Here is a 16721-nt window from a genome sequence, read left to right as displayed (position 1 = left end):
CAAGCTCTGACTGTGGATGAGGCCCGAGAAACATACCTGCGAATTGAACGAGCTTCGTGGAACTCTGACGAGCGTACATCGAAGCATATGCGTCACCGCAACGAACTCTACCCTCGAATTCTTGAATCTGATCGACGTCTTCAAGAGCAATACGAAGGGCTGACAACGGTCAAACTGACTCGTGGCCTTTCTCCTTTCAACGAATTAGGAGAACGAATGACACCATGGGAGCTCGATGCCATGCTAAATGGCGGAACGATACGCCGGAGCGTTCGAGAAGCCCTCAACTATCACCTTTCAAGAAAGAGAGATCTTGATTTCGAATGGGTAGGCGTGACTAGCGTAACGCAAACTACGGGCGCGCCGCGAGAGTATATGTATCTCTGGATTGATGATCCCGATAACGGTGTGTCTACCGACTGGCTATCCCCTACACTAGACAAGCACCTGGATAAGTGCGCGAACGCTTTTGAAGAGAACCATGCGTACCATGAGAACGGGACTGGTGGTGCCATTACGGTTAGACATTCACCGCCGTTAGCCGAACACTCTAAAGATGACTTCTGGAAGATTCAGGAAGCCAGCGAAGAACCGAGTTACCCGAACACGACCGGTGCGAAGTTCGTTGCCGGCCAACTTGCTCATCTTCCGGTCGGAGACTATGTTAACAGCGAGCGGGACAATCCGTCTGACACTCTACTGAACGGAGGCGCGCTCGCTTGGGCTAGTCCATATCGCTGGTTTCGGGCAAGTGGCGGCGTTTCAACAAGTTAGAATGACTATGGGGTAACTACCGAAAACCGAACCACCTCTCAGATCGAATTCAAAAACTCGGCAGAAGTGTGCTGTTCCAATAGTCGGAATACATAGTGCCCTCTTCCGACGGAGGTAGTTGATACGAGATTCTGATGCTAACATTGCTTCGCAGCTGGCCGTCAAAACCTCTACAGTATAAGAACCCACTCCACTATGCTGACCCAAAATCGCAAGAGATTCTCTATCAGCGACGTGGAGCGGATGAGTGAAGTGAGGAATGGAGAGACCAATTGGGTGTCTGGGTGCGGCTAGTCGCTCGGGGGGAGCTTTTCGAGTACTAGCACATAGTCATTAGAAATTGCTCAGCCAATTGCCGCTCAGATGGTAACTACACAGAGAATGTGACCCAACATGGTGGTGACCATAGTTATGAGACGCGCACAGCAACTAACGCCGAGACATCAATTGCGTAGATGATTGCTCACTCAGCGGGGAAAGACTCGATAAGGCGCGGCGAAAGGACGTGGGAGTTGGATTATGATCTTGAAAGTCGGCCGTAATCCGAGAATTCGTCTGAAAGATTCAGAGTTATGAGCCGCTAGATCGCATAACTACCGACGTTCTAGTATCTTATTTTGAATTATGTCTCAAACTAAGCGTGAGCCAGTTGGATTGCTCGGTGATTACCAATAGTTATGGTAGTCTTGTTGACGCAGCAGTGTATGAGCTATTCTGTCCAGTTTCAATAGAATTATCTCAGATGGAAAAATCAACTGCTGATAACATTGAGAACCCTGTCAGATGCTGTTGAGGAATCCTTACGATTCTTTTCCTGTAGTTTCCTTCAACGTTCTCAATCGATGATTCGAAGAAGGGCACCTTATCGGTTCTTTCACTGCTAGTTCATCCCACGATTCCAAACGTTGTGGAAAGACGCCCACCTTATCGGTTCCTTCTGCGGCATTTTTATTCAACGTTTTCAACAATTATTTTGAAAGTATATATTCGCCCATTACCTCTACCCCGGTTCCTATCCTCAGTCCCACGACCTGACAGAGGTTCGGCACAGCGTTGCCCGGTGGACAACGCTTTCCGTTAAAGGGTTTGCTTGGTTAGACAATATAGTCCCGGACGTAAATACCTTTTGAACTGATACTAAATATAGAAAACGCTGTACAGGAGTACTATTTCTTAGTTCAGGATGTGTATAATATTCTACTGAGTTCCGATTTACAGCCTCATTTTTCGATGATGAACCCGGGGTTCGCGGCCGCAATAACTGTCTCCATTTGTGAACTCTATCGTATTATATGTCTTATTTGTCGTGGCCGAGCAGCATTTTTCCGATCACAGTGGTCACTTTCCTATTAGCAAACGGGGTTCATGGAGCAGTAACCCCGGTTAGAATATGAGTAGATCTTTGTAAGAGGGCCCCGCCTGGTGGGAGGTTAGAACACCAGTCGGATTTTCAGATCGCGTGATTGGTAACCCGGGATAGATTGGACAGCAATTTCTGTCTGAATTTGAGGGGATAATTACTGTTTCCTAGCCCCGTCCCAACGTCACCGCAACTCTCCGAAATATCTCAGCCAAATGGTAAGAAGATGAAGCATTATGTTCACTGTCTGAAGCGGTAAGGAGGCCCGCAGCAGACCGCTGCCGCTCCACACCGCTCTGAGTCGCGCTAGCGACCCGGTGCGCTCGGCAGTAGTGGTGATCTACTACTGCGCTTCAGCACCACCTCTCTGGAACTGGCCGAGTGGGCGGCCACCCTTATCGGTTGTCTCAACGCATTTGAACAATATCATTTCAAAACTCTCACAAACTTCCCTTGAGTAGATGGTTCAGGTTCTCCAATTCCTCTTCAGGGGGTATATCACTATGTCCTTCAGATGATTGTTCATCATTCAGCTCTGGCAATTCCATCGCAAGTTTCTCTAAATCTTCCAGCGCTGATCCAGATCCATCGCAATGAGAAGAGTGTCCATGTTTTGCCGCTTTTGAGTCAAATGATTTCCCACAGTTGTCACAGATATGTGTCGATTCACCACTTACGTTCGGAGTTTGACGTTCACCATCGCTCGGTGAATCTAGGAATCTTGAAAGTGCGTTAGCAACATCAGCTAGCTTGCTTTCCAATTCGTCGCGTTCGTCTCGTAGCTCCTCATTTTCGGAGCGAAGCTCGTGGACAAGGTCCTGTAATTCGGCTTTGTCGAGCGTTGTGAGGTCGTCGTCCCAGACTTCCGGTAGTTCATACTCGGGAGGAAGCCAGATTGGATCATCTGTCTCTTCCCAATCAATGCCGAGTTCGTCTAACCTTTTACGGGGTACCTTTTGAACATCCCCACGGGGTTCCTCAAAATGATCTTTGTATCCGGGGAGGTTCCCTGGAAGATCAGCGCACCTTTCCTTGTGGTTCTCTTTCTTTTCGTAGAAGTGGGTATAGTGACGCGCAAGTGGAGATGTCTCCGTGTCCTCGGCTGTTGCTGCCGATTGCTTTAGAACGGGACCGATATACCGGACTCCATCAACGTATAACCAGTACGCTTCATAGAGGTCTACTCTACCACCATATACGGAATCATCATCTGATGAGTCGTCGTCGGAGGGTAATTCAATATCCATTGGTATGGTCTCACTCTGGTAGTCAATCCTTCTGGTACATGACAAACGATGATACATAAAATGTGCTTGGTAGTGTTTGACAAGCTCTAAACTGAGCTGCTTTGTCCACTAACGGTGTCGGAGAATCTAATTTGAGCTAGAGATCCTCTTCAGAGAAGATCAGCTCCGTACTATGTTCATTGAGCCATTGGGCGTGATCTTCGTATTCGGGGTCGTACTCGGCGACAAGGGACCAAAACATATCATCATGATTCGCTTCCTGAAGATGCGCGAGTTCGTGAACAACGACGTAGTCAACAACCTCCGGTAGAGCCATCACCAGCCGCCAGTTCAGGCTAATTGTCCCCGTTGTGGAACAGCTACCCCATCTGGTACGTTGATTTCGGATCATTATCTTCCCATACTCAACACCCATCTCCTCTGCGTAGAAATTGGCACGCCTAGTGAAGTGGTCGCGAGCTTCTCTCCGGTAGACGTTTTCCAGCACTTGCTTGACCGTTGACTGGCTAACCGTACTCTTCCTGAGTCGGATTGATGTATCAGTAATTGAGTGGCTACGCGCTGGCTCGATAACTAGCTCTCGCTCTGTTCCTAGAAGCGGAAACGTCTCACCTGCCTCGAAGGTTCGGTCAGGTATCTTCTCACGATACCGCTCAAAGTCACGCTGCTTCTCGACCACCCACGCGGCGTTCTCTCGGAGTACTTCGGAGGGTTGGATGTCTACCGAGTTCGGGATAATAACGGTCACACCGTGAATGTCCACGTCGATGCGCGGCTTCGTCGCCTCCGAACTCTGACGTACTCCGAACTCGACGTCATTACCTAATAGATCGATTGTCCGGAGGTCAGACGATTTGGACTTAGCCATTGTTCTGGATGAGGTAGTTTCGAACGGAGTCAACGAAGTCGTCACTGTCCCGGATTAGGTGGCCGAGGTCATACTCGACAACGAGAACATCAAGGAGGATATGTTCTATCTCCGAAATGGTCTTCTTGTTGGTCTTCCAGCCGTTATAGCCTCGGTCAACCCGCTCTTGGAACTGCGAGACGATCTCCTCGGCCACTTCCTTGGCTTGCTCTTCAGACTCGATAGCGTCAGGTGTCTCTTCGGTCAGGTGGGTGTAAATTGCGAACTCTGCGGCTTCCATCCCCTCGTCTTCGGCCTCTCTCTCGACTTCCAGCACCTCCGCTTCGACTGACTTCAGCGCCTCAACCGCTTCGGGATCACCGATATTGCCTCCCTGCCATCGTTCAACGATGTCCGTAACACGCTCACTCAAACGCTTGTAGCGCGGGTTCTGATTCTCCCGCGGATGAAGATGTTCTCGTGTCGCGTGGGCGACCTGCGATGCCTTGACCCCCGGGTTATCGAGTTTTTCCGCGTCTTCGAGATACTCCTCACCAAGCTTGTAGGTGGGGAAGTCGTCACGAATCTCACCGACGTCCACGTTCTCGTTGAGAATCTCCCGCGTCTTCTCCCGCATATCGTCTTCAGGGGCTTCCTTTCCAGAGGTCGTACGCTCAAAGGCCACCTGTATCCGGCTCAACCACTTGTATCGGTCCTGAATTCCTTCGCTGATTAGACGTCCATCGGGCGCTACGGATTCGTAGAGATTCTGGAGTCGACGGAACCCCTGCTTGAACTTCCGGCGTTCAGGATGTGTACTGATCCGAGAGACAGCAGCATTGGTGGCCTCCTGAGAGTCGTCTTTCGGAATGCCATCGAAAATGTCCATGACCACCCCCAACTGGTCGACAAGGTCCTCGAACAGCTCCTCCTCGTCGCGGGCCGCGTACTCTCTCGTCTCGGCGTCGTAATCGAGCGCATCGTCGATGTTCTCGAAGACCCCTTGGAAGTCGACGATCTCTCCGTTCTGTTTGCCGTCCGCCGGTCGATTCGTCCGAGCGATGGCTTGGAGGAGGTTATGATCCTTGAGATTCCGGTCGAGATACATCGTCTTCAGAATTGGCGCGTCGAAACCCGTCAACAGCATATTGTGGACGACAAGTAGACTGGGGTCTTCGTCGCGTTCCTTGAACCGCTCAACGATGCTGTCCCGCTCCTCGGGGTCCGTGTGGAACTCCTGAATGAGGTCAGGATCGTCGTTGGTAGACGTATAGAGAACTTCAACGGCGTCCTCTCCCCGGCGTTCTCTCAGACGCTTTCCGTACATGGCAGCTGACCGCCGGCTTGGAGTAACGATCATTCCCTTCCAGCCGTTGGGGGCCACCTTATCGCTGTAGTGCTCGTCTATTTCCTCAACCGCTCGATCAACCCGAGGTTCGAGTTCAGCCATGGTCCGGCTGGTGACGTTATCGGTGATGAACTCTCGTTTCTCCTCGGGTGTCATGCCACGGAACTCATGTTCGAACTCCTCGTCAATGGCATCCTCAGAAACCTTCCACTCCATCTCGTGGCGGAGGGTGAAGTAGACCGGGAGAATCAGGCCGTCTTCGATCCCCTGTTTGACAGAGTACCGATGGAGGTACTCTTCTCCCTCGGGGCTGAACTCGTCGAACGTATTCCGGTCCTTCTTTTTCTCACCCTCTCGAACGGGAGTCCCGGTGAAGCCGAAGTGTGAACAGTCGGGAAGGGCGGCCTTGAGTCGGCTTCCGAGGTCGGCCTCCATGAATCGGTGGGCCTCGTCGGACATGACGATGACCTCATCATTCCCTTGAGTGTCCGGCTCGACGTCTTGGAATTTCTGAATCGTCGTGAGAACGAGTTGGCTGCTCCCTTCTTGAATCAGCTTTTCGAGGTGATCGATGGACTCCGCTTCCGTCCACTGGCCCAGCGAGAGATTCGCAAGCTGGTCCCGCATTTGGCTGTTGAGCTTGTCCGTATCGACGATAATGAAGACCTGCGGGTTACGGGCGACCTCGCTCCGTGAGAGAAGGTTTTCGGCCGCGTAGAGCATGGTGAACGACTTACCAGACCCTTGGGTGTGCCAGATGAGTCCCCGGTCGTGGACCCCCTCACGGACTCTGTCGAGAATTCTGTTGACGGCATAGTACTGCGTGTATCGCGGGATGATCTTGGCGTCGCCGCCGGCCCGCTTCTCGAAGAAAACGAAGTTCTTGAGGACGTCGATAAGGGTCGCGGGATTACACAGGGCTTGGACCGCCTGCTTCATCTGGTTGTCCTCGTCGGCATACTGTTCGGGGGCTTCGTTCCACAGCTCGTAGAACTCCTCAGGCGCACCCACGGAGCCGTAGCGGAACTCCATGGTGTCGGCGGCGACGTTGAACAGTCCGGGGATGAACAGCCGGGGAACGTCTTCCTCGTAGTCGTGAAGGTCGCTGATGGCGTCGTAGTAGTCGTTGTCCTGCGCGACGCTCTTCAGCTCCATCGTGACGAGCGGGATCCCGTTGACGAACAGGGTCACGTCCGGTCGGATAGTCGTTTCCCGCGAGACGGAGAACTGATTGACCGCGTGGAAACGATTAGACTCTAAGAAATCGTCCAGGTCGAAATCGACGAGATCCACGTAGACCGTGTCGGTCCCACCGTTGGCGTTCTCCACGCCGAAGCTCTTGCCTTTGGTGAGTAGTTCGTGGAAGTTCTGATTGCCTTCCAGCAGGTTCTCGTAATCAAGCTCACGACGGAGTGAGTTGAGGAATCGGTCGGCGTTGTCATCGCTGATCTCCTCGTTGATGTGGATTACCTGCTCTCTGAGGAGGTTCCAGTAGATGACCTCGTTGCTCTGGCGGTTATACGTTTCGTCAAGAACGTTAGCGCCCCGACTTCCGTCTTGTCCGTGTGTTTCCCAACCGACGGCGTTGAGCCACGAGAGGAGGGATCGTTCGACGCCGCCTTCGTTGGGGACGCTAACCATGCTGGGCGATTTCGTCGGGCACCTCTATGTTAGTGTCGATTGTTCTGACTGTTCCAGAGAGAAGATCTTGCTGGAGGCCACGTTTGAGACATTTATATGTACTCAAGAGATTCTGTTCCGAATCTAACTGTTTCCTGAACCCACCGAGTATATTGACTATCCGGTATTGCTCTTCAATTGATGGAATTGGAATATTCATTTTCTTTATATCTCCTACATTAATGTGCGTACTCGTACTTCCCCTTGCGGACCGTTCAAACCAACTCTGTATCATATCGGAGTAAAGAAGTTCAATAAAGAAATCAGGATCAAGAACCCCTTCTTCGGGTCGAAATTGTATCAAACGCTGACCAAGGCATAATCTCATTCCTTCCGGGATTTTGAACGCTTCTCCAATTGGAGCCTCACGAGTAAAAACTACGTCACCTGGCTTTGGCTCTAGCCGAGAGATCCGGTTTTGATAGCCCTGTTCATCTACTCGTGGGGACTCCTCCGGATAATAACGACCATCCTCTATCTCGGAGGTACGAACAACTGGAGTTCCTTCCTCGGAATAGCTTGGTGTAGAGTGTGGACAATCAACGACGTGAGAGCAAACATCATTAACTCGTCGCAATTTCCAGTCTTTTGGTATAGTTCCAAGATATATTTCTTTTAATTCATCAACTGTCCGTTTGAACCCTGTTTTTTGTACACCACGATAAAATATATCTTGACGGACCCCATCACGAACGCGCTTTAATTGATCTTTGATTTCCTGGGTCTTCTCAATCGCTCGGTCAACCGTGTAGAGTACGGTGGCGATCTTGCGCTGTTCAGAGACTGAGGGATATTGAATATCAACCTTACCAGTGAACCCCCGATTGATTCCCTCTTGGGCGGAACCAGTGATTGTTCCATTAATCTGCTTCCACCCTTGATGAGACAGTAGGAAGTAGAAAAGATAGGGCGGATTAATCGTTGAATCTGCGCGAAGTGTGAATAAGTGCTCATTCGTTACTATGCGGTCGTCAGATTCCCACGCAATGGCTACGTCTCCGGTGTTCGCACCATCTTTAACGACCAGAATGTCGTGTTTCTGTAATTGAGTCTCCTGTACCTGTTCGAAGTAGTTGTCAGGAATGTACACTAAGTCGTGAAGATCAATATACCCCTCTGAATCAATCTGAGTTCCACCAATACTGATATATTTTCCCTCATCTAAACCTCCACCTGTCGGTCGACTCCCAGTTAGTAGATCGGAAAGAAGATCATCAAGGTTTGACTCTTGCCATTCGGAGTTCTCTTCCGGCTCTACTTGCTGAAACTCATCCAGAGTCAGGTCCTCACTCATAATCCAACACCTCCATATGCTCCGTCATCTTCGTTTCAATCTCGTCGCGTTCCGCCTGTAACTCTCGCAACTTCGCCAGTTCCTCTTTAACATCTATATCTTCTTCGGGCTCGGTCGTATCGACGTATAGAGCAATATTGAGATTGTAGTCGTTCTCTCGAATCTCTTCCAACGAGACAGTCCGACTTATCCGCTCCTCGGTCGTCCACCCACGGAAGTTCTCGATGATGTGATCGAGCCCATCCTCAGTCAGCTCGTTCTGGTTTGAGAGTTCCGTGTAGAAGTCTTCGTCGGCGGCGTGTATGAACTGGGCCTCGTTCTTTCTCTCCTCTGGCTTGTCCGTGTTCAACACGAGAACAGCCGACGGAATCGAGTTATTCTGGAATAGATTTTTAGGAAGCCCGACAATCGCCTCCACCATGTCGTTCTCCAGCATATACTTCCGATACCGACTCTCGTGCTTCCGGAATAGAACGCCGTGAGGGATGACGATAGCCGCCTTTCCGCCTTCGTTGTCCTTATCGGGACGATTCAGTTGCTTCGCAATGTGCTGGATGAAGGCATAGTCGCCGCGATCCGCTCGGGGGAGCTTTTCGTGCCAGTTGAATCGACTATAGGGGTCATCTTGTAGCTCGTCTTTCGCCCAATCTGCCGAGAACGGGAAGTTGGCGAGAACCCGGTCGAACCGTTCAAGTTCGCTGTTCTCTCTGTCTGCGAACTTCGGATTTGAAAGTGAGTCCTCGCGCTCGATCTCTCCGTCGAGTCCGTGAATGGAGAGATTCATCTTCGCTATCGCAGCAATATCCGGGTTGATCTCTTGTCCGGTGAACGTGAGTTTCGTCGGGTCGCCGTCCTGCTCTTCGCGGTAGTACCGCGCGGCCTCGATAAGCATCCCACCCGAGCCAACTGTCGGGTCATGGAACGTCATCCCATCCTCAAACTCGTCTACCAGCCGGACACAGAGATTGACGATGTGCGGCGGCGTGAAGAACTGCCCGCCCGACTTGCCTTCCTCCTCCGCAAAGTGACGAACCAAGTCCATGTACGCCTCCCCAAGCATATCCGGCGGGACGCTGTCGCGGTCGAGATCGTACTTCGTGAGATGTTCGACTAGCCGCCCGAGCCGATCATCGTCGAGAGCGTCAGCATCGATGTAATCAGCACGGAATACGCCCGTCAGTTCGGGATTTGCCTCGGTTAGCGCATCAAACGCTTCGTTCAGCTCTTGGTCGACGTTATCGCTGACGGCCCTGATGTCATCCCATAGGTAGCCTTCGGGAACGACGGGAATCTCGTAGAGGTCTTTTCGACGGGCAAAGTCCTCGCCGTACTCTTCGAGATTCTCTGCGTACTGCTTCTCGAACTCGTCGGAGATAGACTTGTAGTAGACGAGCGGGAGAATGAACTCCTTGTAGTCAGTTGGGTCGACCGCGTCTCGAATAATATCGGCGCATTTGAAGAGATGCGGTTCAAGGTCCTCTAAAGAGATTGGCATACACACACTCTCCCGGCGAGGTGTGATATGTTCTGCGGTGAGTCATTGCGAGAAACTCCCAGTTGGCACCAGAATATATTCTGACGTTTACTTGATTGAGGAGTAAGGGGCCGCAGAGGATTATACATCACTTGCTGAGGATTCCAACAGAGCCAGAATGTTAGATAACAGTCACAATAGAGAGAGTGGTCCATAACACAGCCAAAGCCATGGTGATAAAATGACTCCTCTCCTGCGCTCGTAAAGTAATACCTCGTTCTAATTTCTCTTTTTCAAGCGAGGTTATCGGACTCCACGGTTCCCATCTCAGCAGTTCGCGGCTACCGTCTTCTTTCTCAACGTAGAGGACCCCATTGTCGCCAATACCGTACTCCATTCCCAATCCAGTAAATTCACCCAGATCTGGTGGACTTCCAATGGCAAAACAGATCCGCTCTACCCCAGCAATATCCCCGAAAACGACGCAGATGGCTTCTAAAAGTTCACTAAACCCCTTTTCGCCCTGTTCAATATAGGCAAAGCGTACACCATCGCGTTTTACCCGAACATTGTCAAGGCGTTGGAGGCCAGTGGTGGCTCGGTTTGTGTATAGCGAGTATTTCGGATAGAGAATTGGCGCCAAAACAACTGCGAGGGAAATGAGAACTGTGGATATTCGAAATATATTCTCCAGTCCAATTATGTTCATTTTACTAGTAGTCACAGATTCTCTTTGTATCACGTCTTCGTTTTCCCGATAGCAAGACTTCCACTTGGTATCTCAATCTCATCTATGCGCCGTTTGATAAGCGGCAGAAGTTCGCTATAGTAGTCTTTTCCTGCGTGAACTACCTCTGTTGTTTTGATTAGCAGAGAAATACTACTCGGTAGGAAAAACACCGTCTATGGCCAGCCCAGTCTGGGAGACCGATACTCCGATCAACCTTGAGGGTCGTTATCACCAAACGTTTAGTTGGCTGGCATTTCTACTTTATCGTAATCGCTGTACGTGACGGACCCGAACACGGCGACCGGATATGATTGAAAGTAGATTCACCCCCAAATCGCATGACGTGAGGGGGGTAGTTTACTGTGAAAACGGCAGGAGAACGGATGGGTCGGGGCGGATTCGAACCGCCGACCTGCTCCGTGTGAAGGAGCCGTCATAACCGGACTAGACCACCGACCCGTACGATACGTCGTTCCCGACGTCAGAACTTAAGGGTTGCTTTGTCGGTCACCTCGGGACGGCGTCCGGCCGGCGGCGACGGTCCGCCGCGCCGGCGTCACTCCGCCGACTTCTCGCCGCGCGTGCGGTACGCCTCGACGCGCTCGCGTGCCGACTCCACGGCCTCGCGGGCTTCGCCCTCGGCGCGCTCCTCGAGTTCCTTCAGGTCCGCCTGGAGCTTCTCCAGGCGCGACGGCTCCGGCTCCTCCTCGGGCTCGTCGCCGACGAGCTTCGAGACCCGCTCCTGGAGCGGCTCGAGTTCCTCCTTGACGCCCGCCTTCGCGTGTTCAGCGGCTCGACCCAGGTAGTATCGCGCGTCCTCGAAGTGCTTGCTCATATCTGTCCTTTGGTGAAGGACGAATATATGCTTTGTGGAGACGGCGGCGAGAACGTCCGACTCCCGTCAGTACGACGGCGACTCCTCGGGCTCGCCGTCGCGCGCGTTCGCGACCCGCCCGAGGGTGAAGAGCAGGTCCGAGAGCCGGTTGAGGTAGGTGACCACGGTCTCGTTTATCGGCTCGGATCGGGCGAGGTCGACGGTCCGTCGCTCCGCGCGCCGGACCACGGTTCGAGCGTGGTGAAGCGCCGCCCCCGCGCGCCCGCCGCCGGGGAGCACGAACGACCGCAGCGGCTCCAGCTCCCCGTCGAACTCGTCGATCCGAGCCTCCAGCGCCTCGACGTGGTCCGAGTCCACCGCCGGATCGTCGGGATCCGGATCGGGGTTCGCGAGGTCCGCCTGGACCACGTGGAGGTGGTTCTGAACCGTCTCCAGCAGGGCGTCGAGGTCGTCGTGGCCGGTGGGACGGACGGTCCCGATCAGCGCGTTCGCCTCGTCGACGGTGCCGTACGCCTCGATCCGGTGGCTGGACTTCGACACCCGGCTCATGTCGCGGAGATCCGTCTCGCCGTCGTCGCCGCGGCCGGTGTAGATCGTCATGCGAGCGTTCGCTCGACGTACTCGAGGACGTTCGCGCTCTCGGCCATCGTCACGCCGCGCTCCTCGTCGACGAGGACGGGGACGCCGCGCTGGCCGCTCACGCGTTTGACCTCGTCGCGGTCGGAGTGTAACGCGTCGACCCACGTCGTCTCGTACTCGATCCCGGCGTCGCCGAGCGCGTCGTGAACCTTCTCACACCACGGACAGCCATCCAGGGCATACAGTCGGATCGACATGCGTGAACCGTGGGCCCGCGCGGGCAAGAAGGTACGTGTCCGGCTCAGAGTCCGTGGTACGCCTCGATCGCCTCCCGGTACGCCGCGGGGATCGGCCGCGAGGCCCCCTCGTCGTCGACGGCGACCTGGACCGACTCCGCCTCGGCGACCACGTCCCCTCCGGTCCGGACCTCGTAGGTCATCGGCACGCTCGACTCGCCGAGATCGGGCACGTCGATCCCGACGGCCACCGCCCCGTCTCCCAGCTCGACCGGCCGCCGGAACTGGATCGACACCGACGCGAGGACGGTCGCGACGTCCGAGAGGTCCGCCGAGAGGACGTCCCGGAAGTAGTCCGTCCGCGCCTGTTCGAGGTACGTCGCGTACACGGCGTTGTTGACGTGGCCCATCGCGTCGATGTCGCGGAAGCGCACGGGAACCTCCGTGGTGTACGTGCTCATGCCCGCATCTCGCCGGGGTGGGATATGTACGCGTCGGAAGTCGCCGATCGACGGGGAGCGTCAGTACAACAGCTCGTCGTCGTTCTCGATCATGTACAGCGCGCGGGCGGCGATGTTGACCGCGTGGTCGCCCACGCGCTCGAGGTCGCGGATCGTCAACAGCAGCCGGGAGACGTTCGCCATCGTCGTCTCCACGTCGGCGTCCTCGTCGAGGTGGTTCTGCTCTATCAGGTCCCGGACGACGAGGTCGCTCGCCGCCTCGCAGGCGGCGTCGAGGTCGTCGTCCATCTCGGCGACCGCGTGACACTGGTCCGGATCGGACTCGGCGTAGGCGGTCATCGCGACGTCGAGCATCTCCAGCGTGTCGTCGCCGATCCGCTGGACGTCGACGTCGGGGAACACCTCGCGTTCGGCCTCGCCGGCGTACTCGCCGAGGTTCGTCGCGAGGTCGGCGATACGCTCGAGGTCGGTGATGATCTTGAACGAGGCCGCGATGAACCGCAGGTCGCCGGCGACCGGCTGCTGTAGCGCGATGAGGTCCGTACACTGTCGTTCCAGCTCCAGGTAGAGCTCGTTGACCTCGGCGTCGCCCGTGATCACCCGTTCGCCGAGGTCGGCGTCCTGGCGCTCGAGGGCGTCGAGACTCATTCTGAGCCGGTCGGCGACGAGTTCGCTCATGTAGAGGACGTCCTCGCGGAGGTTCTCCAGTTTCGTCTGATACTGTTCCCGTGGCATCGTCTCGGTCGAAGACCACGCCGAACGGTTAAAAACACGTCGTCTACCCGATCCGCCTGCCGGCCCCGTCCCGATCGGTCCGATCGGCCGTCGACGGGCCCCGCGGCGGCCCCGGCAACCGACTCGGGAAGTCGCCAGAGCGAAGTGTCGTCCGGGCCAGTACCGACCATGTCGATCCCTCGTGACGATCCGGTCGACGCCCTCGGCAGCCTCCTCGATCGCTGGGGGATCATCGCCGCCGAGCGGTTCCGTCCCACGCTCGACCTCGCCTGGCCGCGCATCGTCACGGGCTTCGCGATCATGTCGAAACAGACCGCGGACCTGGCGATGGTCGGCATCGCCATCGGGACCGCCGGGACGGCCGGACTGGCGTTCGCGCTCGGCTACTGGAGCATCGTCGTCCTGTTGGGGCTCGGGCTCGCGGGCGGGACGGTGAGCCTCGTCTCGCAGAACTACGGAGGCGGCCGGACCGACCGCGCCTCCCGCGTGGTCACACAGAGCACGCTGCTCGCGGCGGGGATGTCGCTGCCGATCATGGGGCTCTTCGTGGGGTTCGCGCCCGAGCTGATCGCCGTGTTGGGTGCCGAGCCCGAGTCGCTCCGGTACGGCACGGTGTACCTGTTGTACGTCACGCCGGCCGTGCTGTTCGAGACCCTGAACCTCATCGCCAGCCGGACGTACACCGGCGTCGGCGACACCTTCACCGAGATGGTCGCCCGGACGGGCGGCGCGGTGCTCAACGTCGTGCTCAGCGCGCTGTTCATCTTCGGGCTCGACATGGGCGTCGCCGGCGTCGCGCTGGGGACGACGCTCTCGACCGGCGCGGTGACGGTCGTCCTCGGCTGGGGGATGCTCGGCCGATCGTACGGCGGACTGGGAATGGAGCCGAGTCCGGTTCCCGTCTCGGTGTCGGAGCCGATCGTGGACGCGGCGATCGTCAGACAGCTGCTCGAGGTGTCCGCCCCGGAGATCGGCCGGCGGCTCGCCCAGGGGCTCGTGGTCTTCCCGCTCCTGTGGGTCGCCTCCTCGTTCGGCCCGGTCGTCGTGACCGCCTTCGAGGTCGCCCGTCGGGTTCGCGCGATGATAAACAGCGTCAACTGGGGGATGTCCCTGGCGTCGAGTTCCCTCGTCGGCCAGCGACTCGGTGCCGACGAGGAGGAGGAGGCGGGCGCCTACGGCGCGGAGATCATCCGGCTCGCGATGGTGATCTACGTGCTCCTCGCCGCGGTCGTGATCCTCTTCGCGTCGCCGCTCGCGGAGCTGTTCGTCTCCGGGCCCGAGGAGATCGCCGCGACCGCGGCGTTCATCGGCGTCGCCGCGGTCAGCGCGGTGGGACTCGGTCTCGACGGTACCGCGTCGGGCGCGCTCGTGGGGGCCGGCGACACGCGGTGGCCCTTCGTCGCCTCGCTGCTCGGCCGGTACGTCTTCGCGCTCCCCGCCGCGCTCGTCGGACTCGTCACGCCGCTCGGCGTCGTCGGGCTCTACCTGGCGCTGATATTGGAGCCGTTCGTTCCGGGCGCGATCAACTACGGGCTGTTCCGGTCCGGTCGCTGGAAGGCCGTCAGCCGACGCTACCGGTCGGGAGCGGGAAGCGATTGAGAGGACGGCGGCGTTCGTGGGTCCTCCCCTACGACCGGAACGACGCCGCGACCGTCGAGACGTCGGCGAACCCCGTGTCGTCGAGATCGGTCACGTCCTCGATGAACGCCTCGAGCTCGGCGACGAACGGGGCGCGCCCGGCACACTGCGGGTGTAAAAGCAGCGTCAGCACGCCCTCCTCGACGTGGTCGCGCATCCACTCCAGCTCCGTCCGCCAGCGGTGGAACACGTCCGGCTCGTGGCCGTAGGAGACGAACTGCGGGTCGGAGGCCACGGGGAACAGTTGGAGCCAGTCGTCGCGGTGCCACGGGACCGGAACCGTGACGATCCCGGTCCGATCGCCGCGCCGGTACGGCCGGTCGTGCTCGACGGTCCCCGGTTCACGGAGGTAGTACGGCCGGAGGTCGCGCTCGGTGCCGCTCGAGTCCCACTCGAAGCCGAACTCGCGGAGCAGGTCGACCGTGTGTTCCGAGAAGCCGCCGGCGGGGTTCCGGAACCCGGTCGGCGGCTCGCCGGTCAACTCCTCGATCGCCTCGATGCCGCGGACGAAGTCGCGGCGCTCGGCGTCCCGCGAGTCGAAGGACGGGAGCGGGTCGTGGCTCCACCCGTGGTGTTGGATCTCGTGGCCGCGGTCGTGGATCGCGCCGGCGGCCTCGGGGAAGCTCTCTATCGTGTGTCCCGGAACGAACCACGTCGAGGAGACGCCGGTCCGGTCGTGGAGGTCGAGCAGCCGTGGAACGCAGGTCTCGGCGCCGTACACGCCCCACGAGCGGTACTCCGGCATCCCGGCGCTCGTCCACCCGGAAACGGCGTCGAAGTCGTACGTGAGACAGACGCTGTGTGACATACCGCGTACTCTTCGGCGGGAGGCATAAATCTTCGAGGCGGCTGCGATCCTCTCGAAACGACAGGTCTTGCGTACGGGACGTAGAGGGTTAGTTCAGTGTCGTAAGACCACAGTGAGATGATTGTGTGTTGATTATTAGTATGACTACCCTGATCACCTAGTATGGGAGATCTGATAGAGGATATTCAAAGTAGGCTCGTTTCTGTTTCTCCTTATGAGTTGGAAGACATTGTCGCAGATCTGTGGAACAGTATGGGGTATCACGCCAAATCAACGAGCAATAGTGGGGACCGAGGGATCGACGTCGTTGCTCGTGCTGTGGAATCTGAGAAAATAGAAGCTATACAGGTAAAACGTAATCAGAAGGAAAATCGGATTGGAAGTCCAGAGATCCGGAGATACGCGACATTATATCTCCAAGATTCTGATATTGATGAGGTCGTGCTGGTCACGACCAGTTCATTCACCGATGAAGCGATAATACTCGCTCACGATCTTGACGTCCGCCTCATTCATGGGCGGAAACTCGCTGAGCTCATACATGAACACGGTGGATCTGCTATCCGATCTGGTGAGCCTTCTCTAGATCGCTCCGAAGACAACACACCACGAACCGTAGACAGAATCGTACTCTCGGGCAACGTTCCTGGTAGTAATACTGTCAGCTAAATATTC

15 protein-coding genes and 1 tRNA gene are annotated in these 16721 nt (G+C 56.2%); 3 read left to right on the top strand and 13 right to left on the bottom strand.

Annotated elements, in window-relative coordinates; translation table 11 throughout:
- The first annotated feature begins 87 nt into the window (after positions 1 to 87).
- Entirely contained in the window at positions 88 to 774 is a 687-nt protein-coding gene (locus DJ70_RS16645) for a hypothetical protein (RefSeq protein WP_143420924.1), read from the top strand.
- Positions 775 to 2574: 1800 nt separating this feature from the next.
- Here DJ70_RS16645 and DJ70_RS16640 read toward each other — a convergent pair.
- The 12 genes from DJ70_RS16640 to phoU form a co-directional block, all read right to left on the bottom strand.
- Positions 2575 to 3381, bottom strand: coding sequence for a hypothetical protein (locus tag DJ70_RS16640; protein WP_143420923.1), 807 nt, complete (start codon positions 3379 to 3381; stop codon positions 2575 to 2577).
- 136 nt (positions 3382 to 3517) lie between these two features.
- Complete coding sequence (locus tag DJ70_RS03925; protein ID WP_094530344.1) at positions 3518 to 4249, bottom strand: M48 family metallopeptidase; 732 nt, start codon at positions 4247 to 4249, stop codon at positions 3518 to 3520.
- A complete protein-coding gene (locus DJ70_RS03920; protein WP_094530342.1) occupies positions 4242 to 7217 on the bottom strand; it encodes a type I restriction endonuclease subunit R in 2976 nt (991 codons plus the stop codon). Before DJ70_RS03920 ends, DJ70_RS03925 begins: the two co-directional genes overlap by 8 nt.
- Positions 7210 to 8550 carry a restriction endonuclease subunit S gene (locus DJ70_RS03915; protein WP_094530341.1) on the bottom strand — a complete coding sequence of 447 codons (1341 nt, stop codon included), beginning with the start codon at positions 8548 to 8550 and terminating at the stop codon, positions 7210 to 7212. Before DJ70_RS03915 ends, DJ70_RS03920 begins: the two co-directional genes overlap by 8 nt.
- Positions 8543 to 10045, bottom strand: a complete 1503-nt coding sequence (locus DJ70_RS03910) for a type I restriction-modification system subunit M (RefSeq protein ID WP_094530339.1) — start codon at positions 10043 to 10045, stop codon at positions 8543 to 8545. Before DJ70_RS03910 ends, DJ70_RS03915 begins: the two co-directional genes overlap by 8 nt.
- Positions 10046 to 10205: 160 nt before the next feature.
- Positions 10206 to 10766, bottom strand: a complete 561-nt coding sequence (locus tag DJ70_RS16635) for a hypothetical protein (RefSeq protein ID WP_143420922.1) — start codon at positions 10764 to 10766, stop codon at positions 10206 to 10208.
- Positions 10767 to 11138: 372 nt separating this feature from the next.
- Positions 11139 to 11213 (bottom strand) — tRNA-Val (locus DJ70_RS03905).
- Between the two features lie 97 nt (positions 11214 to 11310).
- The gene (locus tag DJ70_RS03900; RefSeq protein WP_094530337.1) at positions 11311 to 11589 is read right to left on the bottom strand and encodes a DUF7553 family protein; all 279 of its coding nucleotides are present in this window, start codon (positions 11587 to 11589) and stop codon (positions 11311 to 11313) included.
- Positions 11590 to 11655: 66 nt separating this feature from the next.
- On the bottom strand, positions 11656 to 12189 hold the full coding sequence (locus tag DJ70_RS03895; RefSeq protein ID WP_094530335.1) for a cob(I)yrinic acid a,c-diamide adenosyltransferase: 534 nt from the start codon (positions 12187 to 12189) through the stop codon (positions 11656 to 11658).
- Complete coding sequence (locus tag DJ70_RS03890; RefSeq protein ID WP_094530333.1) at positions 12186 to 12425, bottom strand: glutaredoxin family protein; 240 nt, start codon at positions 12423 to 12425, stop codon at positions 12186 to 12188. The genes DJ70_RS03895 and DJ70_RS03890 overlap by 4 nt, the downstream gene beginning before the upstream one ends.
- Before the next feature lie 44 nt (positions 12426 to 12469).
- Positions 12470 to 12865: an acyl-CoA thioesterase gene (locus tag DJ70_RS03885; RefSeq protein WP_094530331.1), complete on the bottom strand. Its 396-nt coding sequence runs from the start codon at positions 12863 to 12865 to the stop codon at positions 12470 to 12472.
- A 60-nt stretch (positions 12866 to 12925) separates the two neighbouring features.
- Positions 12926 to 13600: a phosphate signaling complex protein PhoU gene (phoU, locus tag DJ70_RS03880; protein WP_094530329.1), complete on the bottom strand. Its 675-nt coding sequence runs from the start codon at positions 13598 to 13600 to the stop codon at positions 12926 to 12928.
- Between the two features lie 168 nt (positions 13601 to 13768).
- On the opposite strand from phoU, the gene DJ70_RS03875 reads away from it, so the two are divergent.
- Positions 13769 to 15199 (top strand): MATE family efflux transporter, encoded by a 1431-nt coding sequence (locus DJ70_RS03875; protein ID WP_094530327.1) that lies wholly within the window; start codon positions 13769 to 13771, stop codon positions 15197 to 15199.
- A gap of 28 nt (positions 15200 to 15227) precedes the next feature.
- On the opposite strand, the gene DJ70_RS03870 is transcribed toward DJ70_RS03875, so the two are convergent.
- Complete coding sequence (locus tag DJ70_RS03870; RefSeq protein WP_094530325.1) at positions 15228 to 16046, bottom strand: polysaccharide deacetylase family protein; 819 nt, start codon at positions 16044 to 16046, stop codon at positions 15228 to 15230.
- 162 nt (positions 16047 to 16208) lie between these two features.
- Here DJ70_RS03870 and DJ70_RS03865 point away from each other — a divergent pair, with 162 nt between their 5' ends.
- Positions 16209 to 16715, top strand: a complete 507-nt coding sequence (locus tag DJ70_RS03865) for a restriction endonuclease (protein ID WP_094530323.1) — start codon at positions 16209 to 16211, stop codon at positions 16713 to 16715.
- The last annotated feature ends 6 nt before the right edge of the window (positions 16716 to 16721 follow it).

Source organism: Halorubrum halodurans, from assembly GCF_002252985.1.
GTDB classification, from domain to species: Archaea; Halobacteriota; Halobacteria; order Halobacteriales; family Haloferacaceae; genus Halorubrum; species Halorubrum halodurans.
The sequence above is the reverse complement of the archived record's forward strand: the minus strand, read 5'-3'. Positions and strand labels throughout refer to the sequence as shown.